This is a genomic window from Bradyrhizobium sp. 482_C4_N1_8, from assembly GCF_052075965.1.
Taxonomy (GTDB): Bacteria; Pseudomonadota; Alphaproteobacteria; order Rhizobiales; family Xanthobacteraceae; genus Bradyrhizobium; species Bradyrhizobium barranii.
In genome coordinates this window covers 6,827,344-6,849,977 of record NZ_CP197231.1, presented here as the reverse complement: position 1 = coordinate 6,849,977, position 22,634 = coordinate 6,827,344, and the positions used below count along the sequence as shown (strand labels likewise).

22 protein-coding genes are annotated in these 22,634 nt (G+C 64.4%); 19 read left to right on the top strand and 3 right to left on the bottom strand.

Features of this window, described 5'->3' with window-relative positions; genetic code table 11:
* The first annotated feature begins 112 nt into the window (after positions 1–112).
* Together AB7Z56_RS32515 and AB7Z56_RS32510 are read left to right on the top strand one after the other, a co-directional pair.
* Positions 113–3,349, top strand: coding sequence for a bifunctional cytochrome P450/NADPH--P450 reductase (locus AB7Z56_RS32515; protein ID WP_063984741.1), 3,237 nt, complete (start codon positions 113–115; stop codon positions 3,347–3,349).
* 30 nt (positions 3,350–3,379) lie between these two features.
* Positions 3,380–4,054 (top strand): spermidine synthase, encoded by a 675-nt coding sequence (locus AB7Z56_RS32510; protein WP_063984740.1) that lies wholly within the window; start codon positions 3,380–3,382, stop codon positions 4,052–4,054.
* A 99-nt stretch (positions 4,055–4,153) separates the two neighbouring features.
* Here AB7Z56_RS32510 and AB7Z56_RS32505 read toward each other — a convergent pair whose 3' ends face one another.
* Together AB7Z56_RS32505 and AB7Z56_RS32500 are read right to left on the bottom strand one after the other, a co-directional pair.
* Entirely contained in the window at positions 4,154–4,618 is a 465-nt protein-coding gene (locus AB7Z56_RS32505; RefSeq protein WP_063984739.1) for a nuclear transport factor 2 family protein, read from the bottom strand.
* A gap of 124 nt (positions 4,619–4,742) precedes the next feature.
* Positions 4,743–5,657, bottom strand: a complete 915-nt coding sequence (locus tag AB7Z56_RS32500; protein WP_063984738.1) for an alpha/beta fold hydrolase — start codon at positions 5,655–5,657, stop codon at positions 4,743–4,745.
* Between the two features lie 164 nt (positions 5,658–5,821).
* On the opposite strand from AB7Z56_RS32500, the gene AB7Z56_RS32495 reads away from it, so the two are divergent.
* The 16 genes from AB7Z56_RS32495 (at position 5,822) to AB7Z56_RS32420 (ending at position 19,870) form a co-directional block, all read left to right on the top strand.
* The gene (locus AB7Z56_RS32495) at positions 5,822–6,205 is read left to right on the top strand and encodes a hypothetical protein (RefSeq protein WP_063984737.1); all 384 of its coding nucleotides are present in this window, start codon (positions 5,822–5,824) and stop codon (positions 6,203–6,205) included.
* Complete coding sequence (locus AB7Z56_RS32490; RefSeq protein ID WP_063984736.1) at positions 6,202–7,284, top strand: PHA/PHB synthase family protein; 1,083 nt, start codon at positions 6,202–6,204, stop codon at positions 7,282–7,284. Before AB7Z56_RS32495 ends, AB7Z56_RS32490 begins: the two co-directional genes overlap by 4 nt.
* Entirely contained in the window at positions 7,281–7,874 is a 594-nt protein-coding gene (locus AB7Z56_RS32485) for an N-acetyltransferase family protein (protein ID WP_441256728.1), read from the top strand. The genes AB7Z56_RS32490 and AB7Z56_RS32485 overlap by 4 nt, the downstream gene beginning before the upstream one ends.
* Before the next feature lie 202 nt (positions 7,875–8,076).
* Positions 8,077–8,532: a phasin gene (locus AB7Z56_RS32480; protein ID WP_063984734.1), complete on the top strand. Its 456-nt coding sequence runs from the start codon at positions 8,077–8,079 to the stop codon at positions 8,530–8,532.
* A 163-nt stretch (positions 8,533–8,695) separates the two neighbouring features.
* Entirely contained in the window at positions 8,696–9,982 is a 1,287-nt protein-coding gene (locus tag AB7Z56_RS32475) for a DUF445 domain-containing protein (protein ID WP_063984733.1), read from the top strand.
* 201 nt (positions 9,983–10,183) lie between these two features.
* On the top strand, positions 10,184–10,954 hold the full coding sequence (locus AB7Z56_RS32470; protein WP_441256727.1) for an esterase/lipase family protein: 771 nt from the start codon (positions 10,184–10,186) through the stop codon (positions 10,952–10,954).
* A 202-nt stretch (positions 10,955–11,156) separates the two neighbouring features.
* Complete coding sequence (gene paaX, locus AB7Z56_RS32465; RefSeq protein ID WP_063986563.1) at positions 11,157–12,023, top strand: phenylacetic acid degradation operon negative regulatory protein PaaX; 867 nt, start codon at positions 11,157–11,159, stop codon at positions 12,021–12,023.
* 75 nt (positions 12,024–12,098) lie between these two features.
* On the top strand, positions 12,099–13,091 hold the full coding sequence (paaA, locus tag AB7Z56_RS32460) for a 1,2-phenylacetyl-CoA epoxidase subunit PaaA (protein ID WP_063986562.1): 993 nt from the start codon (positions 12,099–12,101) through the stop codon (positions 13,089–13,091).
* Positions 13,092–13,101: 10 nt separating this feature from the next.
* Complete coding sequence (gene paaB, locus AB7Z56_RS32455) at positions 13,102–13,389, top strand: 1,2-phenylacetyl-CoA epoxidase subunit PaaB (RefSeq protein ID WP_014496929.1); 288 nt, start codon at positions 13,102–13,104, stop codon at positions 13,387–13,389.
* Positions 13,389–14,165 carry a 1,2-phenylacetyl-CoA epoxidase subunit PaaC gene (paaC, locus tag AB7Z56_RS32450; protein WP_063984731.1) on the top strand — a complete coding sequence of 259 codons (777 nt, stop codon included), beginning with the start codon at positions 13,389–13,391 and terminating at the stop codon, positions 14,163–14,165. Before paaB ends, paaC begins: the two co-directional genes overlap by 1 nt.
* Positions 14,159–14,662, top strand: a complete 504-nt coding sequence (gene paaD, locus AB7Z56_RS32445) for a 1,2-phenylacetyl-CoA epoxidase subunit PaaD (protein ID WP_063984730.1) — start codon at positions 14,159–14,161, stop codon at positions 14,660–14,662. Before paaC ends, paaD begins: the two co-directional genes overlap by 7 nt.
* A 2-nt stretch (positions 14,663–14,664) precedes the next feature.
* The gene (gene paaE, locus AB7Z56_RS32440) at positions 14,665–15,747 is read left to right on the top strand and encodes a 1,2-phenylacetyl-CoA epoxidase subunit PaaE (RefSeq protein ID WP_063984729.1); all 1,083 of its coding nucleotides are present in this window, start codon (positions 14,665–14,667) and stop codon (positions 15,745–15,747) included.
* A 55-nt stretch (positions 15,748–15,802) separates the two neighbouring features.
* Positions 15,803–16,252, top strand: a complete 450-nt coding sequence (paaI, locus tag AB7Z56_RS32435) for a hydroxyphenylacetyl-CoA thioesterase PaaI (protein ID WP_063984728.1) — start codon at positions 15,803–15,805, stop codon at positions 16,250–16,252.
* Between the two features lie 40 nt (positions 16,253–16,292).
* On the top strand, positions 16,293–17,624 hold the full coding sequence (gene paaK / locus AB7Z56_RS32430) for a phenylacetate--CoA ligase PaaK (RefSeq protein ID WP_441256726.1): 1,332 nt from the start codon (positions 16,293–16,295) through the stop codon (positions 17,622–17,624).
* 180 nt (positions 17,625–17,804) lie between these two features.
* Positions 17,805–18,809 (top strand): quinone oxidoreductase family protein, encoded by a 1,005-nt coding sequence (locus AB7Z56_RS32425; RefSeq protein ID WP_063984726.1) that lies wholly within the window; start codon positions 17,805–17,807, stop codon positions 18,807–18,809.
* Positions 18,810–18,811: 2 nt separating this feature from the next.
* A complete protein-coding gene (locus tag AB7Z56_RS32420) occupies positions 18,812–19,870 on the top strand; it encodes a YeeE/YedE family protein (protein ID WP_231144408.1) in 1,059 nt (352 codons plus the stop codon).
* On the opposite strand, the gene AB7Z56_RS32415 is transcribed toward AB7Z56_RS32420, so the two are convergent.
* The gene (locus AB7Z56_RS32415; RefSeq protein WP_071917623.1) at positions 19,849–20,763 is read right to left on the bottom strand and encodes a DMT family transporter; all 915 of its coding nucleotides are present in this window, start codon (positions 20,761–20,763) and stop codon (positions 19,849–19,851) included. The genes AB7Z56_RS32420 and AB7Z56_RS32415 overlap by 22 nt on opposite strands.
* 82 nt (positions 20,764–20,845) lie before the next feature.
* Between AB7Z56_RS32415 and pdxR the strand changes: the two genes are divergently transcribed.
* Positions 20,846–22,291: a MocR-like pyridoxine biosynthesis transcription factor PdxR gene (gene pdxR, locus AB7Z56_RS32410; protein WP_063984725.1), complete on the top strand. Its 1,446-nt coding sequence runs from the start codon at positions 20,846–20,848 to the stop codon at positions 22,289–22,291.
* Positions 22,292–22,634: the final 343 nt, after the last annotated feature.

Genomic DNA, 22,634 nt, shown 5'->3' with positions numbered 1-22,634 from the left:
GTCGTTGCGAGGAGCGAAGCGACGAAGCAATCCAGACTGCCTCCGCGGATATATTCTGGATTGCTTCGCTTCGCTCGCAATGACGACATTGAGGCAGGGGGACTACATTTCGATGTCATCCAAGAACCGTCTGGACCCGATTCCGCAGCCGCCGACCAAGCCGGTGGTCGGCAACATGCTGTCGCTGGATTCGGCCGCGCCGGTGCAGCACCTGACCCGGCTTGCCAAGGAGCTCGGGCCGATCTTCTGGCTCGACATGATGGGCTCGCCGATCGTCGTCGTCTCCGGCCACGATCTCGTCGACGAGCTCTCCGACGAGAAGCGCTTCGACAAGACGGTGCGCGGTGCGTTGCGCCGCGTGCGCGCGGTCGGCGGCGACGGCCTTTTCACGGCCGACACCCGCGAGCCGAACTGGAGCAAGGCACACAACATCCTGCTGCAGCCGTTCGGCAATCGCGCCATGCAGTCCTATCACCCGAGCATGGTCGATATCGCCGAGCAGCTCGTCAACAAATGGGAACGGCTCAACGCCGACGACGAGATCGACGTCGTCCATGACATGACCGCGCTGACGCTGGACACGATCGGCCTGTGCGGCTTCGAGTACCGCTTCAATTCCTTCTATCGGCGCGACTATCATCCCTTCGTCGAGTCGCTGGTGCGCTCGCTCGAAACCATCATGATGACGCGCGGCCTGCCGTTCGAGCAGCTCTGGATGCAGAAGCGCCGGAAGACGCTCGCCGAAGACGTCGCCTTCATGAACAAGATGGTCGACGAGATCATCGCCGAGCGCCGCAAGAGCGCCGAAGGGATCGACGACAAGAAGGACATGCTCGCCGCGATGATGACCGGCGTCGACCGTTCGACCGGCGAGCAGCTTGACGACATCAACATCCGCTACCAGATCAACACGTTCCTGATCGCGGGGCACGAGACCACCAGCGGCCTGCTGTCCTACACGCTCTACGCCCTGCTCAAGCACCCGGACATTCTCAAGAAGGCCTACGACGAGGTCGACCGCGTTTTCGGCCCCGACGTCAATGCCAAGCCGACCTACCAGCAGGTGACGCAGCTCACCTACATCACGCAGATCCTCAAGGAAGCTCTGCGGCTGTGGCCGCCGGCGCCGGCCTATGGCATCTCGCCGCTGAACGACGAGACCATCGGCGGCGGCCAGTACAGGCTCAGGAAGGGCACCTTCATCACCATCCTGGTGACGGCGCTGCATCGCGATCCCTCGGTCTGGGGCCCGAATCCAGACGCCTTCGATCCCGAGAATTTCAGCCGCGAGGCGGAGGCCAAGCGGCCGATCAATGCCTGGAAGCCGTTCGGCAACGGCCAGCGCGCCTGCATCGGACGCGGCTTCGCCATGCACGAGGCCGCGCTCGCGCTCGGCATGATCCTCCAGCGCTTCAAGCTGATCGATCACCAGCGCTATCAGATGCATCTGAAGGAAACGCTGACGATGAAGCCGGAAGGCTTCAAGATCAAGGTACGTCCGCGCGCCGATCGCGAGCGCGGCGCTTATGGCGGGCCCATCGCGGCTGCGGTTTCAGCGCCGAGAGCACCGCGTCAGCCGACGGCGCGGCCCGGCCACAACACGCCGATGCTGGTGCTTTACGGCTCCAATCTCGGCACGGCCGAGGAGCTGGCGACGCGCATGGCCGATCTTGCCGAGATCAACGGCTTTGCCGTGCATCTCGGGCCGCTCGACGATTACGTCGGCAAGCTGCCGCAGGAGGGCGGCGTGCTGATCATCTGCGCCTCCTATAACGGTGCGCCGCCTGACAACGCGACGCAGTTCGTCAAATGGCTCGGCGACGATCTGCCGATGGATGCCTTTGCCAATGTGCGCTACGCCGTGTTCGGCTGCGGCAACAGCGATTGGGCGGCAACCTATCAATCGGTGCCGCGCTTCATCGACGAGCAATTGTCGAAGCATGGTGCGCGCGCAGTCTATCCGCGCGGCGAAGGCGATGCGCGCAGCGATCTCGACGGCCAGTTCCAGAAATGGTTCCCTGCGGCCGCGCAGGTTGCCACCAAGGAATTCGGCATCGACTGGAATTTCACCCGCACCGCGGAGGACGATCCGCTCTATGCGATCGAGCCTGTCGCAGTAACCGCCGTCAACACCATCGTGGCCCAGGGCGGTGCTGTCGCGATGAAGGTGCTGGTCAATGACGAGCTTCAGAACAAGTCCGGCGCCAATCCGTCCGAGCGTTCGACGCGCCATATCGAGGTGCAGCTGCCGTCCAACATCACCTACCGCGTCGGCGATCATCTGAGTGTGGTCCCGCGCAATGATCCGACGCTGGTGGATTCGGTTGCCCGTCGCTTCGGCTTCCTGCCGGCGGACCAGATCAGGCTTCAGGTCGCCGAAGGCCGCCGCGCGCAGCTGCCGGTCGGCAATGCCGTCTCGGTCGGACGCCTGCTCAGCGAGTTCGTCGAGCTGCAGCAGGTGGCGACACGGAAGCAGATCCAGATCATGGCCGAGCACACCCGCTGCCCGGTCACCAAGCCTAAGCTGCTGGCCTTCGTTGGCGAGGAGGCCGAGCCGCTCGAGCGTTATCGCACCGAGATTCTGGCCAGGCGCAAATCGGTGTTCGACATGTTGCTCGAATATCCGGCCTGCGAACTGCCGTTCCACGCTTATCTGGAAATGCTCTCGCTGCTGGCGCCGCGTTATTACTCGATCTCGTCGTCGCCGTCGGTCGACCCGGCGCGATGCAGCGTCACGGTCGGCGTGGTCGAAGGGCCGGCCGCCTCCGGGCGCGGTGTCTACAAAGGCATCTGCTCGAATTATCTCTCCAACCGGCGTGCGGGCGATGCGATCTATGCCACCGTGCGCGAGACCAAGGCCGGCTTCCGGCTCCCCGATGAGTCATCCGTGCCGATCATCATGATCGGCCCGGGCACCGGACTGGCGCCGTTCCGCGGCTTCCTCCAGGAGCGCGCTGCGCGCAAGGCGAAGGGCGCCGCGCTCGGTCCGGCCATGCTGTTCTTCGGCTGCCGCCATCCCGACCAGGATTTTCTCTACGCGGAGGAGCTGAAGGGGCTGGCGGCAAGCGGCATCACCGAGCTCTTCACGGCATTCTCGCGTGCAGATGGACCGAAGACCTATGTGCAGCACATGCTTGCCGCGCAGAAGGACAGGGTCTGGCTGCTGATCGAGCAGGGCGCGATCATTTATGTCTGCGGCGATGGCGGCAAGATGGAGCCCGACGTGAAGGCCGCGCTCGTTGCGATCCATCGCGAGAAGAGCGGCAGCGATGCCGCCACGGCTCTGCGCTGGATCGAGGAGATGGGCGCGAAGAACCGCTATGTGCTGGACGTCTGGGCGGGAGGGTGATTGTTCGTCCGATCGTGCTAAAGCTCTCCCATGATTCCCTGGGAAAAGATCGACACCGCCAAAATCCCCGGCTCCGACGAAGAGCTCCGCCTGATGCGGCGCGGCAAGGAGTTCTCCATCAAGCTCGGCACCAACGAGCTGATGAACAATCGCCTGTCGGGCTCTGAGGCCGCGCTCGCAACTCTCGCGGCAAAGCAGATCGAGACGGTCGCAAAACCCGTTGTCCTCATCGGAGGCCTCGGGATGGGCTTTACGCTGCGCGCGGCGCTGACTGTGCTCGGGAGCAAGGCGAAGATCGTGGTCTCCGAGCTCGTGCCGGCGGTGGTCGCCTGGGCGCGCGGCCCGATGGCCGAGGTCTTTGGCGACAGTCTCGATGATGTCAGGGTGAAGATCCGGGAGACTGACGTCGGCGGGATCATCCGCGCGCAGCGGTCGGCCTTCGACGCCATTCTGCTCGACGTCGACAACGGGCCGGAGGGGCTGACCCGGAAGGGCAATAACGCACTCTACAATGCGAGCGGGTTGAAAGCGGCGAAGGTGGCGCTGCGGCCGGGCGGCGTGCTCGCCGTCTGGTCGTCGGGACCCAACCCGGCCTTCACCAAGCGCCTCGGCAGCGCCGGCTTCGATGTGAACGAAGTCAACGTTCGCGCCACCGGACGAGGCGGCGGCGCGCGCCATGTGATCTGGATCGCGAGGAGGAGCTAGGCGGCGATTTGTAGCCCGGATGGAGCGAAGCGAAATCCGGGGCGGTCGATCCGCAAAGAGTGGTCCCGGATTACGCTGCGCTTCATCCGGGCTACGGCTCTAGAACATCGTATTGTTGTTCGCCGGATTTTCCGGGATGTCCTGAACAACGTCCCAGTGTTCGACGATCTTGCCGTTTTCCAGCTTGAAGATATCCACGATCGCGCGGCCCCTGCTGCCGGGCTCGCGAACGGAGTGGACGTGCAGGATGACAAAGTCGCCGTCGACGAATGAGCGCTTGACCTCGCTGTGCGAGCTCGGGAACTTTTCGCGCAGGAAGCCGATGAACTTGCGAAAACCGTCCGGACCATCGGGCGCGTTCGGATTGTGCTGGACATAACGGTTGCCGACATAGGCGAGGGCGGCGTCGGCGTCCTTTTGGTTAAGGCCCTTCTCGTAGAAGGCCAGTACGGCGGCGCGGTTGGCTTCTTCCTGCGCGCTGGCGGCCAGCGCAGCGCCGTTGCCGAGGGACAGCATGAGAATGGAAGCCGCAATCATTGCGACGGACCGGACGATGAGATGCATGTGAGCTCCGAGAGGCCGCAGCCTCTGTCTTGCGATTGAGGAAGGCCTGTATAGCTTTCGCCCCGGCTCGCGTTAAGAGAGTAACCGGAAGCTCACATGGTCACCGCGAGGAGACCGGTCGCGTCTACGCCGCCTGCGCCGCCGCCCCATGAGCGTGTTTGTCGATGGCGCGGATGATGTCGGGCCAGAAGCGCATCGGCAGCGCATGGCCCATGCCGTCGATCATCAATAGCTTTGCGCCGGGAATCGACTCTGCGGTGTCCTTGCCGCCTTCGGGCCGCACCAGCGGATCGACGGTGCCGTGAATGACCAGCGTCGGTGTTTTCACGCCACGCAGCCGCTCCTTGCGGCTGCCGGAGGCGAGTACGGCGCGGAGCTGCCGGCCGACGCCGGCCGGATTGAGGCCGCGTGCGAAGACGCGCTCGGCACGATCGGGGTCGAGCGCTTCCTCTTCCGGAAAGGACCCGGCGCGCAGCACCTTCCAGGTCTCGCCGAAGCGGACGATGAACTCCTCCTTGCTGCGTGGCGGCGGCGCCATCAGCATCGCGGAGGCCTCGCGTGTCGGCGGCGGCACACGCGGATTGCCTGTCGTCGACATGATCGAGGTCAGCGAGCGCACGCGCTCTGGAAACGACAGCGTCACCTCCTGCGCGATCATGCCGCCCATCGAGGCGCCAACCAGATGCGCCGACTTGATGCCGAGCGCATCCATCAGGCCGACCGTGTCCTTCGCCATGTCGATCAGCTTGTAGGTCGCGGCCACGGGAATCCTGAGAAAGCGCAGCTTCAACAGCTCGAGTGGCGTCAGGCGTTTACCGCCCGTCAGATGGCTCGACTTGCCGATGTCGCGATTGTCGAAGCGGATCACGCGAAACCCATGCACGGCGAGCTGCTCGCAGAACGCATCGTCCCAGTGGATCATCTGCGCCCCGAGCCCCATGATCAGCAGCAGCGGCTCGGCATTGTCGTTGCCAAAGATCTCGTAGCAGATGTCGATGCCGTTGGCGCGGATGGTCTGGGGCGGCTGATGGGTGGTCACGGGCGCGTTCCCTCCTGCTGATCGATGCTGTATCGCACGATTTGCCGCCGCAAAGAAGCCGTGTGCGCCGCACCGCGCGACCTGCCGGTTGACCGCTCCCTCGCAACGGTGTGGTATGGCGAAAAAAGAAGGGCATCGCAGCTCTCGATATCAGGAGGACGCCGATGACCGACAAGACCAATGACCCGGTCGCCATGTGGCAGAAGATGGTTGGTGAGATGGAGAAGGGGTTCAACTCCTTCGCCAACCAGGCCATGTCGTCGCCCGAGTTTTCACAGGCGATGAACCGCGCGGGAGGAGTTGCTGCAGGTGCTCAGAAGCAACTCGGCGAGCTCATGGAAAAATATCTGGTCTCCATGAACCTGCCCAGCCGCGATCAGGTCACTGGCCTTGCCGAAAGGTTGCAAGCCATCGAAGGCCAGATCGGTGAGATCAAGTGGATGCTGAGCCAGATGGCGGCACGTTCCGGCGTATCTCAGGGCTCCGATACGGCATTGCGACCGCCGCGCACCAAGCGCCCGCCGTCCGAGGGCGGAGAGCAGACATGAATGCAGCCACCGGACTAGATTTCGCATCGCTCCCTGATCGCATCCAGTCCGAGGTGCAGCGCGCCATCCAGCGCAGCATCAAGGGCGTCGAATATTTTTCGACTTCGGGCCCTTCGCTCGGCTCGACGCCGAAGGACGTGCTGCATTCGCGCGGCACCATGAGCCTCTATCACTACCGGCCGATGTCCGACGAGATCTACCGCGTACCGGTCTTGATCGTGATGGCGACCACCAATCGTGGCTACATCCTCGATCTCGTGCCTGGTCAGAGCTTCATCGAGTTCCTGCTCAAGCGCGGCTACGACGTCTACATGCTGGACTGGAGCGCGCCGCGGCCGGAGGAGAAGAGCCTGCGCATGGAGGACTATGTCCTCGACTTCATCCCGGATTGCGTCCGCCGCGTGCAGGCCGATTCCGGCGAGCAGGACGTCTCCGTGATCGGCTATTGCTTCGGCGGCGTGCTGTCCCTGCTCTATGGCTCGATCCACAAGGACGGGCCGATGAAGAACCTGATCTGCTTCACCACGCCGATCGACTTTCGCGAGATGAAGCTGTTCTCGAATTTCTCCGACCGGCGTTATTTCGACGTCGACCGCCTCGTCGACAGCGTCGGCAACGTGCCGCCGGAGATGATCCTGTCCTCGTTCGAGATGCTGCGCCCGGCCTCGCGCACGGTGAGCCAGATCCAGCTCTGGGAAAACATCTGGAACGACGAGTTCGTGAAATCGTACCGGATGTTCGACCGCTGGGCGACCGACACGCTGCCGCTGGCGGGCGAATATTTCCGCACCATCACCAAGGACCTGATGTGGGACAACAAGCTGTTCAACGACACCATGTCGGTCGGCGGCCGCGCGGCGAAGCTCGAAGACATCAAGGTGCCGTTCCTGCACGCGGTCGCGGAGCACGATCACATCGTGCCGTATGAGGCCGCAAAACACCTGATCGCCAAGATCGGGTCCGAGGACAAGGAAGAGGTGATGCTGAAGGGCGGTCACGTCTCGCTGGTCGCCGGCGCCAATGCGGTGAAGCGGCTGTGGCCGAAACTGGATACCTGGCTGGGGAAGAGATCGACATGAGTGAGCAGCGTTCCTATCCGCGTCAGGTCAAGACCGACGCTGGCGATATCGAGATCCGCCTGATGTCGCCTGCGGACGAGGCCGCGATGCTGGCCTTCGGCAAGGGCCTGCCGACCCATGATCTGTTGTTCCTGCCGCGCAACATCAGCGAGCCGAAGGTGCTCTCGGCCTGGGTCAAGGAGATCGAGCGCGGCGCGATTACCAGCCTGCTCGCGGTCAGGGACGCCAAGGTCGTCGGCTGCGGCACGCTGGTGCGCGATCCGCATTCCTGGTCGCCCCATGTCGGCGAGATCCGGATGGTTGTTTCCCTCGACGTGCGCGGGAAGGGGGTCGGGCGGGCGCTCTCGCAGGAGACCTTTGCGCTCGCGCTCGGCGCCCGCCTGGAAAAGCTTTCGGTCCAGATGACGGTCGACCAGCAGGCGGCGATCGCCCTGTTCGAGAGCCTCGGCTTCAAGGCCGAGGCGCTGCTGCGGGACCATGTCCGGGACGTCGACGGCAAGACCCACGACATTGTCGTGCTCGGCCACAACATCGCACAGGTCCAGGCCCAGATGGAGGCCTATGGCTTGCCGGGAGCCGTCCAGCATTAGGGCGGCCGTCTCGCCTTCCGGGAACCCAACTGGCTAGGGAGGCGCCAAATTGCCTCCCATTAAGGCTGTTCACGATTTCGTGATATCGCAGTGCAATACGAATATTGCATCGCACCATTAATTATGTCATATAAGCCGTGCCCCGGGCCAATGAGGACGGGGTGAGCCCATAGCTCAACCCAATGAGGATGGAGAGAACCCCATGACCACCGAAACCAACACTGCCTTCGAGGGCTTCAAGGACGCTTTCAAGAACATCCAGAACCTGGAAGTTCCCGAGGCCGCCCGCGAGTTCGTCAAGAAGTCCGCCAACACCGCCAAGGACCGTGCTGCCGAGGTGTTCGCTGGCTCCGAGCGCGTGACCGCCGCCGTCGAGAACGCGGTGACCGAGTCCGTCACCGAGGCCGGCAAGATCAGCCGCAACATCCAGCAGGCGATCTACGAGGACGCCGAGGCGTTCTTCGCGGGCATCGACAAGCTCGCGTCCGCCAAGTCGATCAGCGAAGCCGTCGAGATCCAGTCGAGCCTGCTCCGCGCCCGCGGCGAAGTTTTCGTCTCGCGCGCCAAGGCGACCGCCGACTATGTCGGCAAGCTCGCTGCCAACGGTGCGAAGTCCGCTCAGGACAACTTTGCCAAGGTCTACACCAAGACCGCTTGATACGGCACCCTGAGTACAAACTGAAATTTGAGGCCCGCTTCGGCGGGCCTTTGTTTTTTGCGCTGCCGTCATTGCGAGCGAAGCGAAGCAATCCAGTCCGTCTCCGTGGAAAGACTCTGGATTGCTTCGCTTCGCTCGCAATGACGAGTAGGGTGATGCAGTGATGACCCCGCCCGCTACCTTCTCCTTCGACACCCCCGGTGACGCCGAACGCGCGGCGGAGCTTCGCCGCGTCAAAGCACTGGCGACGCTGGTGCTGGCCTCGACGCTTGCCCTGTTCGTCGTTGCGAAATGGCTTCTGCCAGTGCATCCCGTGTTCGGCTTCATCGCGGCCTTCGCAGAAGCCGCGACCATCGGCGGGCTCGCCGACTGGTACGCGGTGGTCGCGCTGTTCAAGCGGCCGCTCGGCCTGCCGATCCCGCACACCGCGATCATCCAGAGCAATCAGGCCCGCATCGCCGACAAGCTCGGCGAGTTCATCCAGGTGCATTTCCTCGAGGCCCGCCCCGTCGAGGCCAAGCTGAGGGAGATCGATTTCGGCTCCTTCGTCGCCGACTGGCTGCGCGACCGCAAGCGCAGCGATGATCTCGCGCGTTTCGCGCTGCGCCTGCTGCCGGAGGCCGTCTCCGCGACGGAAAGCTCGGGTCTGATGACCTTCATCATTCGCCGCATGTCCTCGCAGCTCCAGGCGATCGACCTTGCGCCGCTCGCGGCCGGCACGCTGCGCGGCTTCGTCGCGGAAGGGCGGCATCAGATCCTGTTCGATGATCTCCTGCGCGTGATGCACGAGACGCTGAACCAGACCGAGACGATGGCGATGATCCGCGAGAAGGTGCGCGCGGAGTTGCCGACCCTGCTCAGGCTCTATCGCGCCGACAAGTTTCTGGTGAACAAGATCGTGGCGTCCGCCACGGCTTTTTTCAACGAGGTGCGCAGCGATCCCAAACATCCGTTTCGCGGCGAGTTCGATCGCATGGTGCTGGGCTTCGTCGATCGGCTCGGCACCGATCAGGCCTATATCGATCGTATCGACGGATTGAAGCGCGATCTGCTCGCCCGGCCCGAGCTTGCCGATCTCGCCCGGACCGTCTGGACCAACATGCGCTCCTTCATCGAGCGCAGCGCAAGCGGCGAGACGCAGGTACTGCAGCATCATCTCGCCGGCATGTTCGTCGCCGCGGGTGAGGTGCTCGCCGGCGATGCCGAGCTCCGCGGCGAGATCAACAAGGGCCTGGTGGCGGTGCTGCGCAGCTTCGTTGCGGATCAGAAGAGCGGCGTCTCGACCTTCATTTCCGACCAGGTCAAGGCGTGGGATATGGCGCAGTTGATTTCGCTGATTGAAATCAACATCGGCCGCGACCTGCAATACATCCGCTTCAACGGTTCGTTGATCGGCGGGCTCGCAGGTCTTGCGCTCTACTCCGTAGAATTCCTGCTTCGATGGTTGTGACTTTTGCGTCACGGACGCTGGCATTCACCTGCGGGCCTATTGTCGCCTTGGGCTTCACCCGCTTGAATGTCTGGAACCGGCCGCCTAGCTGATTCATGCTGCGTTGCGGAACGTTCGAGAAGCCGGACTGTTGGAATTCGTACCCATTTGCCGGCATCGCAACCGGTAGCCTTTTCAGCAATTCTGCCCAGGGGACCATTGATGACCGCTACTGCCCAGACGCTGCGTCCGCCGTCCCGTACCTTGATGTTCCTGGAAGGGCGCGCGATCCACGAGTTCGGCGCATTCCTCGGCGCGCTGCCGCTGCTGAGCCTCGCGCCCCGCGGCGATGGGCATCCGGTGCTGGTGTTCCCGGGCCTCGTGGCCTCCGACGCGTCGACGCGCGCGCTGCGCTCCATTCTGACCAGCAAGGGCTACGCGGCAAGCGGCTGGCGCCAGGGCCGCAACTACGGCCTGCGCGAGGGCGTGCAGCATGCGATGGTCGATCTCGTGCAGGAGCTCAGCGACAAGCATGGCCGCAGGATCAGTCTGGTCGGCTGGAGCCTCGGCGGCCTCTATGCGCGCCAGCTCGCCAAGATGATGCCGGCGCGCGTGCGCCAGGTGATCACGCTCGGCAGCCCCTTCGCGGGCGATCCCCGTTCGACCAATGCCTGGCGCGTCTATGAATGGGCGAGCGGCCGGAAGTCCGACGAGGTCGATCCGCAGTTCGGCGGCGAGCTCGCCGTCCCGCCGCCGGTGCCGACCACCGCCATCTTCAGCCGCACCGACGGCGTCTGCGCCTGGCAGGGCTGTATGGAGAAGACGGGCGCGCAGACCGAGAGCATCGAGGTCGAGAGCAGCCATTGCGGCATGGGCCATCATCCCGCCGCCGTCTATGCGGTCGCCGACCGCCTCGCGCAGAAGGAAGGCCAGTGGCGGCCGTTCGACCGCAGCGGCTGGCGCAGCATGGTCTATCCCGATCCGCATCGGTAAGCGCGGCCTGCATGGTTCGAGACGCGCGGCTTTGCCGCGCTCCTCACCATGAGGACTGAGAGCTAGTGATGCGGCGCGAAAGCGATCAGACCTCATCCTGAGGAGGCGCGAAGGGCCGTCTCGAAGGATCGAGCCCGGCTCTCGCTTTGATTGTAGCTCCCGTCCATTGTCGCGCCCGCACCAAACGCGCTATGCCTCGCGCATGGCGCATCCATTGTCCCGCATCATCGACCAGCTCAAGCGTGAGCCGTCACGCACGGGCTCCATCGTCATCACCGTGTTTGGCGACGCGATCGTGCCGCGCGGCGGCTCGGTGTGGCTCGGCACGCTGTTGGAGTTCTTCGAGAGTGTGGACATCGATAGCGGCGTGGTGCGCACCGCGATGTCACGCCTTGCTGCCGATGGCTGGCTGACACGCGAAAAGGTTGGCCGGAACAGTTTTTATCGCCTGGCCGATAAAGGAAGTCAGACCTTCGAGGCCGCCACGCGCCACATCTACGATCCGCCATCGTCGGACTGGACCGGGCGTTTCGAGCTGCTCCTGATCGGCAACGGGGAGGATCGCGACGTCTCGCGCGAAGCGCTGCGCAACGCCGGCTTCGGCAGTCCGCTGCCCGGCGTGTGGGTCGCGCCATCAGGTGTGCCGGTGCCGGACGAGGCTGGCGGGGCAATCCGTCTCGAAGTCTCGGCTGAGGATGACAGCGGGCGCCGTCTGCTCAGCGCGAGCTGGCCGCTGGACCGCACCGCAGACGCCTATCTGAAATTCATGAAGACGTTCGAGCCGCTCCGTGCCGCTATCGCGCGCGGTGCGGATCTGTCCGAGGCCGACGCCTTCACCGCGCGCATCCTGCTGATCCACTATTACCGCCGTGTTGTGTTGCGCGATCCGCTGCTGCCCGAGAGCTTGCTGCCGGGCGACTGGCCCGGCAGGGCAGCACGTGAACTCTGCGGCGAGGTCTATCGCGCGCTGCTTGCGCCGTCGGAACAATGGCTTGATAGCCATGGAACCAATGAGAAGGGGCCACTGCCGCCGGCTCGAAAGCTCCTGGAGCGGCGGTTCGAGGCCTGATTTATATGTTACAGAAATATCTTGCATGACGTAATTTTTGTTATATATTGCCTCCCAATAAACGGGAGGATGCGCATGTATACCCAGGCGCTGAATACGGCCGAGACTGACGATCGCGGTCTCGAGGATGCGGCGAAGGCTGCGCAGTTCCAGGCCCGCATTGATGCCGAGGAGCGCATCGAGCCGAACGACTGGATGCCGGCGGCCTATCGCAAGACGCTCACCCGCCAGATCTCCCAGCACGCCCATTCCGAAATCGTCGGCATGCTGCCTGAGGGCAACTGGATCACGCGCGCGCCGACCTTGCGCCGCAAGGCGGCGCTGCTGGCCAAGGTGCAGGACGAGTGCGGCCACGGGCTCTATCTCTATGCCGCCGCCGAGACGCTCGGTACGTCGCGCGAAGAGCTGGTCGACGCGATGCTCACCGGCAAGGCCAAATATTCCTCGATCTTCAATTATCCGACGCTGACCTGGGCCGACATCGGCACCATCGGCTGGCTGGTCGACGGCGCCGCGATCATGAACCAGATCCCGCTGTGTCGTTGCTCCTATGGCCCGTACGCACGCGCGATGATCCGCGTCTGCAAGGAGGAGTCCTTCCACCAGCGCCAGGGCTACGAGATCATGCTGACGCTGTGCCGCGGCTCGGATGAGCAGAAGGCGATGGCGCAGGACGCGCTGAACCGCTGGTGGTGGCCGGTGCTGATGATGTTCGGTCCGCCCGATGCGACGAGCCAGCACAGCGACACATCGACGAAGTGGAAGATCAAGCGCTTCTCCAATGACGAGCTGCGCCAGAAGTTCGTCGATGCCACCGTGCCGCAGGCGCAATATCTCGGCCTCGCCATCCCCGATCCCGGCATGACGCGGGACGCCGAAGGGCACTGGCGCTACAGCGAGATCGACTGGACCGAATTCAAGCAGGTGCTCGCCGGCAACGGCCCGTGCAACCGCGATCGGCTTGCCGCGCGTCGCAAGGCGCACGATGAGGGCGCCTGGGTGCGCGAGGCGGCAGCTAGCTATGCCGCAAAGCGCGCGCAGCGTCAGACCGCACAAGCCGCGGAATAAGGAGATCACGATGGCCACGCCGAACACACCGCTGTGGGAAGTCTTCATTCGCAGCCGCAACGGGCTCGCGCACAAGCATGTCGGCTCGCTGCATGCGAATGACGCCACCATGGCCCTGCAGGCCGCGCGCGACATCTACACCCGCCGCGGCGAGGGCCTGTCGATCTGGGTCGTGCCGTCGACCGCGATCACCGCGAGCGATCCCGCCGAGAAGGGCATGATGTTCGAGCCAGCGGAATCGAAGATCTACCGGCATCCGACGTTCTACGAGGTGCCTGAGGAAGTGGGGCACATGTGATGCTTGTGGCCAACATCCAGGTCTCCGAAACGCCGCTGGTGCTCTACGCGTTGCGCCGCGCCGACGATGCGCTGATTCTCGGTCATCGTCTGTCGGAATGGTGCGGACATGCGCCGATGCTGGAAGAGGACATGGCGCTCTCCAACATCGCGCTCGATCTGATCGGCCAGGCGCGTGAACTCTACACCTACGCAGCCAAAGCCGAAGGCAAGGACAACAACGAGGACAAGCTCGCCTATTTGCGCGACGTCAGGCAGTACCGCAACCTGCTGCTGGTCGAACAGCCGAATGGCGACTTTGCCCAGACCCTGGTGCGGCAGTTCTTCTATTCCGCCTTCGCCGACCTCTATTGGCGCGCGATGATGAATTCGCGCGATACGACGCTCGCGGCCATTGCCGCCAAGTCCGAGAAGGAGAGCGCTTATCATCTGCGCCACGCCTCGGAATGGATCATTCGGCTTGGCGACGGTACCGGCGAGAGTCACGCCAGGGCGCAGGCCGCGATCGATCATCTCTGGGCCTTCACCGGAGAGATGTTTGCCGTCGACGAAGGCGAACGCGCTTTGATCCATGCCGGCATCGCTGTGGATCCCGGCACCTTGCGCGGCCGCTGGCTGACAACGTTGTCTGACGTCGTTGGTGAAGCAACGCTCAGGTTGCCGCAGAATGACTGGATGCAGCAGGGCGGCCGCGTGGGCCGCCACAGCGAGCATCTCGGTCATCTCCTGTCCGAGCTTCAGTCGATGCAGCGTACATTTCCGGGGCAGACATGGTGACGGTGCTCGAGCGCGACAGCGAGCTGCGCCGGCGCGCCTGGGATGCCGCGGCGAGCGTCGTTGACCCTGAAATCCCGGTGCTGACCATCGCCGATCTCGGCGTGCTCCGTGATGTCGTTCTCGATGGCGATCATGTCGAGGTCGCGATCACCCCGACTTACTCGGGCTGCCCGGCCATGAACATGATCGCGTTCGAGATCGAGCTTGCGTTGGAACGCGCCGGTTTTCGCCAGCCGAAAGTGCGCACCGTGCTGTCGCCGGCCTGGACCACCGACTGGATGAGCGAAGAGGGGCGCCGCAAGCTGCACGCCTACGGCATCGCGCCACCGCAGGCGTCAAGCTCTCGCCGCGCGCTGTTCGGCGAGCAGGCCGTTGCGTGCCCGCAATGCGGCTCTGACAAGACCGAGCTTCTGTCCGAATTCGGCTCGACCTCCTGCAAGGCGTTGTGGCGCTGCAAGGCCTGCCGCGAACCCTTCGATTATTTCAAGTGTCATTGATCATGTCCGCAGCCGCACCGCGCTTTCATCGCCTGACCGTCAACGACCTCCGCCGCGAGGCGGCCGACGCGGTGTCGATGACCTTTGCGGTCCCCGGCGAACTCGCGGGCGATTACGCTTTCGCGCCCGGCCAGTACCTCACGCTCCGCACCATGCTCGATGGCGAGGAAGTCCGGCGCTCCTATTCGATCTGCTCGGGTCCTGACGATGGCGAGATCCGCATTGCCGTGAAGAAGGTCGATGGCGGAGCATTTTCGAACTGGGCGGCGGATGAACTCAAATGCGGCGACGAGCTCGACGTCATGACGCCGACCGGACGCTTCGGCGTGATCCCGCCGGCAGATAGCGGACGCATCCATGTCGGCTTTGCCGCAGGCTCCGGCATCACGCCGATCCTGTCGATCGTCAAGGGCGTGCTCGCGCGCGAGGCGGACAGCCGCTTCTTCCTGTTCTACGGCAACCGCGCCACCGACAACATCATGTTCCTGGAGGCACTCGAGGAGCTCAAGGACCGCTTCATCGATCGCCTCTCGATCTTCCACGTCATCTCCGGCGAGGAGCAGGACATCCCGATCCTGCATGGCCGACTCGATGGCGACAAGGTGAGGGTGTTGCTGCGCTCGCTGGTGCCGGCCGCGAGTGTCGATCATATCTTCATCTGTGGCCCCCTTGGCATGAGCGAGGAGATCGAGGCGACCTGCCGCGATCTCGGTATCGCGGAAGAGCGCATCCACGTGGAGCGCTTCGTCTCCGAATTCGGCGGCAAGCCGCGACCGAAGAAGATCGTTGCACCCGACGCGCCGCCGAAGGCGATCGCCTCGCTGATCATCGACGGCAAGCGCCGCGACGTGCCGGTCGCCGAAGATGAGGCGATCCTCGATGCCGCGCTGCGCGCCGGCGTCGATCTGCCCTTCGCCTGCAAGGGCGGCATGTGCTCGACCTGCCGCGCCAAGCTGGTCGAGGGCGAGGCGCCGATGGACGTCAACTATTCGCTGGAGCCCTGGGAGTTGAAGGCCGGCTTCGTCCTTACCTGCCAGGCGAAGCCGTCGTCGGAGCGGGTCGTGGTCGATTACGATCACGTTTGACAGTTATGGCCGGGCAGCAGAGCATTATGGCCAAACATTTGGCCGGGAGAAGCGCGTGAACGTCAAAGCCAACCTGTCGCCCGAGGATGTTGCCCGCGCCTGCGCCGACGCGATGTGGGCGGAGGATGATGCCTCCAAGGGTCTCGGCATGGAGATCGTCGAGATTGGTCCGGGCTTTGCGACGCTGGCGATGAATGTGCGGCCGGACATGGTCAACGGCCAGCGTATCGCCCATGGCGGCTTCATCTTCACGCTGGCCGATTCCGCCTTCGCCTTTGCCTGCAATTCGCACAATGAACGTGTCGTGGCGGCACAGGGCCAGATCACCTTCATCAAGCCGGGCAGGCTTGATGACCGCCTCGTTGCAAAAGCGCGCGAGGTCAGCCGTGGCGGACGCTCAGGCATCTACGACGTGCGCGTGACAGCGGGCGACACCGTCATCGCGGAATTCCGGGGGCATTCGCGTGTCATTCCCGGCACGTGGCTGCCGACGCAAGAACCGTAAGACTCCAATAAAAAGAACCAACCAATGTGGGGAAACGAGGATGGCTCTGACGAGGCTCAAGGAAGGTGGCAACGCCTATCGCGCCGAGATGGACGCGCATGAGCGCGCGTCGCGTGACGAGATCATGGCGCTGCAAACGCAGCGGCTGGCCTGGTCGCTGAAGCACGCCTACGACAACGTCGCGCATTACCGCCAGGCCTTCGACAAGGCCGGCGTGCATCCGTCCGACTTTCGCGAACTCTCCGATCTCGCAAAATTCCCGTTCACCGTGAAGACGGATCTGCGCGACAATTATCCCTTCAACATGTTCGCCGTGCCGCGCGAAAAGCTGGTGCGCGTGCATGCCTCCTCCGGCACCACGGGAAAGCCGATCGTGGTGGGCTATACGCAGCGCGACATCGACACCTGGTCGGAGGTGATGGCACGCTCGATCCGCGCCGCCGGCGGCCGCACCGGCATGATCATCCACAACGCCTATGGCTACGGCCTGTTTACCGGCGGATTGGGTGTGCACTACGGCGCGGAAAAACTTGGTTGCACCGTGGTGCCGATCTCCGGCGGCATGACCGAGCGGCAGGTGCAACTCATCAACGACTTCCGACCCGACATCATCACGGTGACGCCGAGCTACATGTTGGCGATCCTCGACGAGTTCAAGCGCCAGAAGCTCGACCCGCGCCAGTGCTCGCTCAAGGTCGGCATCTTCGGCGCCGAGCCCTGGACCAATGCGATGCGCGGGGAGATCGAGGACGCCTTCGATATGGATGCAACCGATATCTATGGCCTCTCGGAGGTGATCGGTCCAGGCGTTGCGCAGGAATGCATCGAGACCAAGGACGGTCTGCACATATGGGAGGACCATTTCTATCCCGAGGTGATCGATCCCGAAACCGGCGCGGTGCTGCCGGACGGCGCGAAGGGCGAACTGGTCTTCACCTCGCTGACCAAGGAAGCCTTCCCGGTGATCCGCTATCGCACCCGGGACCTGACGCGGCTGCTGCCGGGCACGGCGCGGCCGGGCATGCGGCGCATGGAGAAGGTGACGGGCCGCTCGGACGACATGATCATCCTGCGCGGCGTCAATCTGTTCCCGACCCAGATCGAGGAGGTGCTGCTCGCGACCGACTGGTGCGGCGGTCACTTCATCATGGAGCTGACCCGCGAAGGCCGCATGGACGAGCTGACCATCATCGCCGAGGCGCGCCCGGAGAGCTGGGACGGCCGCGGGCTGGTCGATCATGCCGACCGCGTTTCGACCCACATCAAGAACACCATCGGAATCAGCTCCAACGTGCGGGTGGTCGCCCCCGCCACGCTGGAGCGCTCGCTGGGCAAGGCCAAGCGCCTCTACGACAAGCGGCCGAAGGACTAGCTGTCGCTCCTCATGGTGAGGAGCGCCGAAGGCGCGTCTCGAACCATGAAGGCCCGGATGCTGCAGCGCGGGCCTGTATCCTTCGAGACGCCGCTCGCGCGACTCCTCAGGATGAGGGGAGGCGGTTGACTTGACCGGTCCCAAAGGCGACAAGGCCCGCGAGAAATCGTGGGTCTTTCGATGTCACCAGCCGATTGCAAAACCGTCGAAGCGCGCTGCGTCCGCCTCAATGCCAAGGCCGATAATGCTGCGGCGATCGCGCCGCTGATCGAGCGTCATCTACTCACGCGCGGTCCGAAGGATCTCCTGATCGAGATAAGGGCCGCCGCCGTCAACCCCTCCGATGTGAAGGCTGCGACCGGGCTGATGCCCTATGCGGTCTTCCCCCGCACGCCCGGCCGCGATTATGCCGGCGTGGTGATTGACGGACCGGCCGATACGATCGGCCGCGAGGTGTTCGGCTCCTCCGGCGATCTCGGCATCCGCCGCGACGGCACCCATGCCAGCCATCTCGTCGTCGAAGCCGACGCCGTGGTGGAGAAGCCGAAGACGGTGTCCTGGGAGGAGGCCGCCGGCATCGGCGTGCCTTTCGTCACCGCAATGGAAGGCTTTCGCCGCGCCGGCATTCCGAAGCCCGGCGAGACCGTGCTGGTGTTCGGCGTCAACGGGAAGGTCGGTCAGGCCGCGGTCCAGATCGCGACGTGGCAGGGCGCGCGCGTTATCGGCGTGGTGCGCAAGGCGGAAGCCTATGAGGGCCATGCCAACGCAGCCATCGAGGTGATTGACGCCTCGGCGACCGATGTCGCCACGCGCGTACGCGAACTGACCGGCGGCAAGGGGGCCGACATCGTCTTCAACACGGTCGGCGATCCCTATTTCCAGGCCGCGCACAAGTCGCTCGGATTGCGCGGCCGCCAGATCCTGATCGCCGCGATCGACCGCATCGTGCAGTTCAACATCCTCGAATTCTACCGCGGGCAACACACCTATGTCGGCATCGACACGCTCGGGCTGTCCTCGGCCGCGACCGGCGCGGTGCTGCGCGACCTCGGCCCCGGCTTTGCGAGCGGGCACCTGAAACCGTTCCCGATCAAGGCGAATGCCGTCTATCCGCTGGAGCGCGCCAAGGAGGCCTATGTCGCGGTCGCCGGTTCGTCGCGGGATCGCGTGATCCTGAAGCCTTGACCATGGACTCGTCCACCCAACTCGTCATCCTCGCCGGCCTCATCATCGGGCTCATCTATGGCGCCGTGGGCCTGCTCAGCGGCTTCTGCCTGATGAGCAGCATGCGCGGCTGGCTGGCCGAAGGAGACGGGCGGCTGGTGCGGACCTTTGCGATGGCGATTGCTGTTGCGGTTGCTGCGAGCCAATTCCTTGCCGGTAGCGGCATGGTCGATCTCGGCAAGTCGATCTATCTGCAACAATCCTTTTCAGTGCCGGTGCTGTTCCTCGGCGGCCTGTTGTTCGGCTACGGCATGGTGTTGTCGAACGGCTGCGGCTCGCGGGCGCTGGTGCTGCTCGGCCGCGGCAATCTCCGCTCCTTCGTCGTCGTGATCGTGCTCGCCATCGCCGCGCAGATGACGCTCAAGGGCTTGATCGCGCCGGCGCGCATTGCGCTGGTTCAGGCCTCGCAAACGACCGTCAACGCCAATTCGCTGCCGTCACTGTTGGCGACGCTCGGTCCCGGCGAAGCGGCCTCGCGTGCGCTGAGCGCTGCTATAATCGTCGTTGCGCTGATCCTGTTTGCGTTCGCGCACCCGGCGTTCCGGCGTTCGCCCGGCCAGATTGCAGCCGGCGTCGTCGTCGGCCTCCTGGTCGCCAGCGGCTGGTTCGTCACCGGCTATCTTGGTGCCGACGATTTCAATCCCGTCCCGGTGACCTCGCTGACCTTCGTCGCGCCGATCGCCGATAGCCTGCAGTATGCCATGCTCTCGACCGGTCTGACGCTCAATTTCGGCATCGCCACCGTGGCCGGCGTTCTCGCCGGCAGCCTTGTCACCGCGCTCGCCACAGGCCGTTTCCACCTCGAAGGTTATTCCTCGCCGCGCCACATGCTGCGGTCTGCCGGCGGCGCCGCGCTGATGGGGATCGGCGGCGTGATGGCGTTCGGCTGCTCGATCGGGCAGGGGCTCACCGGCGTATCGACGCTCGCTCTGGGCTCGTTCGTCGCGGTCGCCGGCATCCTGCTCGGCACGACGGCCGGCCTGCGCGGCGCACTGCGGGTTCAGCCGCTCGCGGTGGCCTGACCGCGCAGCAGCCGGTCGCCCAGCGTCGCAAGACCGATGCCGGTGACGATCAGTCCGGCCGCGACAGCAAGACTCATGTCGATTGGCTCGCCCAGCAGGATCGCAGCACTGGCGATACCGACGAGCGGCGTCCCGGTGGTGCCGAGCGACGTCGTCAGGGCCGAGATGCTCTTGTTGACCATCGACATCGCCCAATAGGCCAGCGCCGTTCCGATCAGGCCGGAATACAGGAAAAGCAGCACGAGCTTCCACGACCATTCCGCGTGCGGCGGGCCTTCCGTGATAACAGCCGATCCCGTCAGTACGATCGTCGCCACGAGCACCTGCCAGAGCAGGAGCTGGAGCGGCGATGCAATCCAGCGATGCGCGCTCATATAGATGATGTTCGCGGCCCAGGACATCGCGGCCAGGACGACCATGCCGGCCCCGAGCAGGACGTTGGTATTGGTCCAATCGATCGACGTGGGGTTCAGGATCACGGCAAGGCCGATCAGCCCGAGCAAGGCGCCGGCGAGCTTGGGCGCCGTCAGCGTATCCTTCCCCAGCAAGGGCGCGGCGATCGCGACCCAGAGCGGCGTGGTGTAGCCGAGCACGATTGCCTTGCTCGCGGGCAGGAAGCGCACACCGGCCGCAACCAGGACCGAGAACACCGTCATGTGCAGCAGTGCGACGCTCAGGATCACCGGAATGTCGCGCCGCTCCGGGATCATCAGATTGTTGCTCAGCCCGAGGATCACGAACAATCCGGCCAGCGCGATCCAGCTCCGGATCGCCGAAGTCCATAGTGGCGGAAGGAACTGGACGAGTTGCTTCGTCACCGACCAGTTCACGCCCCAGGCCAGCACGACGATCAGGAACAGGCCGACGGCCGCGCGGGAGGAGAGGGAGTTCATCGCAAAATCCTTGAAGCAGTCCAGTCCGGCGGATAGCATCCGGATTGGCACCTGAAAAAGTGCCAGATCGGAAAGGAATTAGGTGCCAGTTTCGGAAGGTGTGATCTCCGCCCTGATCGAGCTGAAGCGGACCGACGACGAGGGGCTGACGGCGCAACTGACGAGCCAGCTGCGAGACCTGATCGCGACCGGTCGACTCGGCAAAGGCCGCGCGCTGCCGTCGAGCCGCCGGCTTGCGAGCGATCTCGGCGTCTCGCGCAACACCGTCACTTATGCCTTCGAGCAGCTCGCCGCCGAGGGATATCTCGAGGCGTCGCACGGTCGTCGTCCCATGGTCACGGTCGACGGCGGCCGTAACGAAGAGACGGGTGCCGTCGCACCGAGCGTCCGCTCTGGTAAGCCGCGGCTCTCACCCTGGGCGTCGAAGCTCAAGCAGACCGACTGGCCGATGTCCTATCAGGCGCCGCTAAAACCCTTGCGTCCGGGGCAAGGAGATGCGCGGGAGTTTCCGAACGAAGTGTGGGCCCGCTGCCTGCGCCGCAGCGCGGTGCGCGCAGCTAAGCGCGAGCTTGGACCGGTCAATCGGACGCGCCTGCGCCAGGCGCTGGCGCATTATCTGGCCGCCAGCAGGGGCGTCCGCGCCACCGCAGACCAGATCCTGATCCTGCCGAGCGCGCAGGCCGCGCTGACCCTGATTGCAGCTGCGCTCATCACGCCCGGCGACGATGTCTGGGTCGAGGACCCCGGCTATCCCGGCGCTGCGGCGGCTTTCCGCGCCTCCGGCGCGCGCGTGATGGGAATGAAGCTGGACGAGCAGGGCATGCAGCGGATGCCGGGACTGGCCGCGCCAAAGCTCATCTTCATGACGCCCTCGCATCAGCATCCGACCGGGCGGCTGATGTCGCTCGCGCGCCGCACTGAATTCCTGGGCATGAGCAGGCCAGGCGAGACCTGGATCGTCGAAGACGATTACGACGGCGAATTCCATTATGACAGCCGGCCGGTGCCGGCCTTGCAGGGGTTAGACGCCCACGGCCGCGTGTTCTATGTCGGAACGTTCTCGAAGGCGATGACGTCGGATATCCGGCTCGGCTATGTCGTCGCGCCACCAGGGCTGGTCGGCACCCTTGAGATCGCACAGCGACACGTCGGGCTGATCGCCTCCAGCCACATCCAGGAAGCGCTGGCGGAGTTCATCGCAGACGGGCATTTTCTCGCGCATCTGCGCCGGATGCGACGGCTCTATCACGCGCGCCGCGATCACCTCGTCGAGGGACTGGAGCGCCATCTGGGCGAAGTTCTCTCCGCTGAAGTGCCCTCGGGCGGCATCCAACTGGTCGCTCGCCTCAAGCGCGGTCGCGCCGATCAGGCGGCGGTGCAACGGCTGGTCGAGGCAGGCGTCGAAACACGGGCCCTGTCCAGCCTGGCGCTCGGCCGTCCACGCGACCATGGCCTGCTGCTCGGCTTCGCCGCCTGGCGCGAGAATGAGATCAGCGCGGCGGTGCGGACGATGGCGTCGTGCTTCTAGAGCAGCCGCGCTAGCGCGGTACTCCATCGATGTAAATTCGACGGGAAATCTTGCTCCACCCCGGGTTCATACGAACGCCGGCCTTCGGGGGCTTTCTAAGAAACTCCGCCACGTCGTCGAGCGCGCGAAAGCAGACGGCATCAACGTTCTTTCCGAAGTGGAAGTAGTGGTACTGGCCATCTGCATCGGGCTCGGCGCGCTGCGTAGGCGAACCGCTGGAATCGAATTTCTCGATTCGGGTTACTGGCAAGGCATTCTCTCTCGTTAGATGCCGGCGATGGCGCGGCGGTAGATTGAAGACGGCGATCGCGGAATGCACCGTGGCCGTGCTGCCACGAGCAGA

Bases quoted from the DNA above. Each gene is read 5' to 3' on its own strand.
- AB7Z56_RS32515 (WP_063984741.1), top strand. From the start codon at position 113: ATGTCATCCAAGAACCGTCTGGACCCGATTCCGCAGCCGCCGACCAAG.
- AB7Z56_RS32510 (WP_063984740.1), top strand. From the start codon at position 3,380: ATGATTCCCTGGGAAAAGATCGACACCGCCAAAATCCCCGGCTCCGAC.
- AB7Z56_RS32505 (WP_063984739.1), bottom strand. From the start codon at position 4,618: ATGCATCTCATCGTCCGGTCCGTCGCAATGATTGCGGCTTCCATTCTC.
- AB7Z56_RS32495 (WP_063984737.1), top strand. From the start codon at position 5,822: ATGACCGACAAGACCAATGACCCGGTCGCCATGTGGCAGAAGATGGTT.
- AB7Z56_RS32490 (WP_063984736.1), top strand. From the start codon at position 6,202: ATGAATGCAGCCACCGGACTAGATTTCGCATCGCTCCCTGATCGCATC.
- AB7Z56_RS32485 (WP_441256728.1), top strand. From the start codon at position 7,281: ATGAGTGAGCAGCGTTCCTATCCGCGTCAGGTCAAGACCGACGCTGGC.
- AB7Z56_RS32480 (WP_063984734.1), top strand. From the start codon at position 8,077: ATGACCACCGAAACCAACACTGCCTTCGAGGGCTTCAAGGACGCTTTC.
- AB7Z56_RS32475 (WP_063984733.1), top strand. From the start codon at position 8,696: ATGACCCCGCCCGCTACCTTCTCCTTCGACACCCCCGGTGACGCCGAA.
- AB7Z56_RS32470 (WP_441256727.1), top strand. From the start codon at position 10,184: ATGACCGCTACTGCCCAGACGCTGCGTCCGCCGTCCCGTACCTTGATG.
- paaX (WP_063986563.1), top strand. From the start codon at position 11,157: ATGGCGCATCCATTGTCCCGCATCATCGACCAGCTCAAGCGTGAGCCG.
- paaA (WP_063986562.1), top strand. From the start codon at position 12,099: ATGTATACCCAGGCGCTGAATACGGCCGAGACTGACGATCGCGGTCTC.
- paaB (WP_014496929.1), top strand. From the start codon at position 13,102: ATGGCCACGCCGAACACACCGCTGTGGGAAGTCTTCATTCGCAGCCGC.
- paaC (WP_063984731.1), top strand. From the start codon at position 13,389: ATGCTTGTGGCCAACATCCAGGTCTCCGAAACGCCGCTGGTGCTCTAC.
- paaD (WP_063984730.1), top strand. From the start codon at position 14,159: ATGGTGACGGTGCTCGAGCGCGACAGCGAGCTGCGCCGGCGCGCCTGG.
- paaE (WP_063984729.1), top strand. From the start codon at position 14,665: ATGTCCGCAGCCGCACCGCGCTTTCATCGCCTGACCGTCAACGACCTC.
- paaK (WP_441256726.1), top strand. From the start codon at position 16,293: ATGGCTCTGACGAGGCTCAAGGAAGGTGGCAACGCCTATCGCGCCGAG.
- AB7Z56_RS32425 (WP_063984726.1), top strand. From the start codon at position 17,805: ATGTCACCAGCCGATTGCAAAACCGTCGAAGCGCGCTGCGTCCGCCTC.
- AB7Z56_RS32420 (WP_231144408.1), top strand. From the start codon at position 18,812: ATGGACTCGTCCACCCAACTCGTCATCCTCGCCGGCCTCATCATCGGG.
- AB7Z56_RS32415 (WP_071917623.1), bottom strand. From the start codon at position 20,763: ATGAACTCCCTCTCCTCCCGCGCGGCCGTCGGCCTGTTCCTGATCGTC.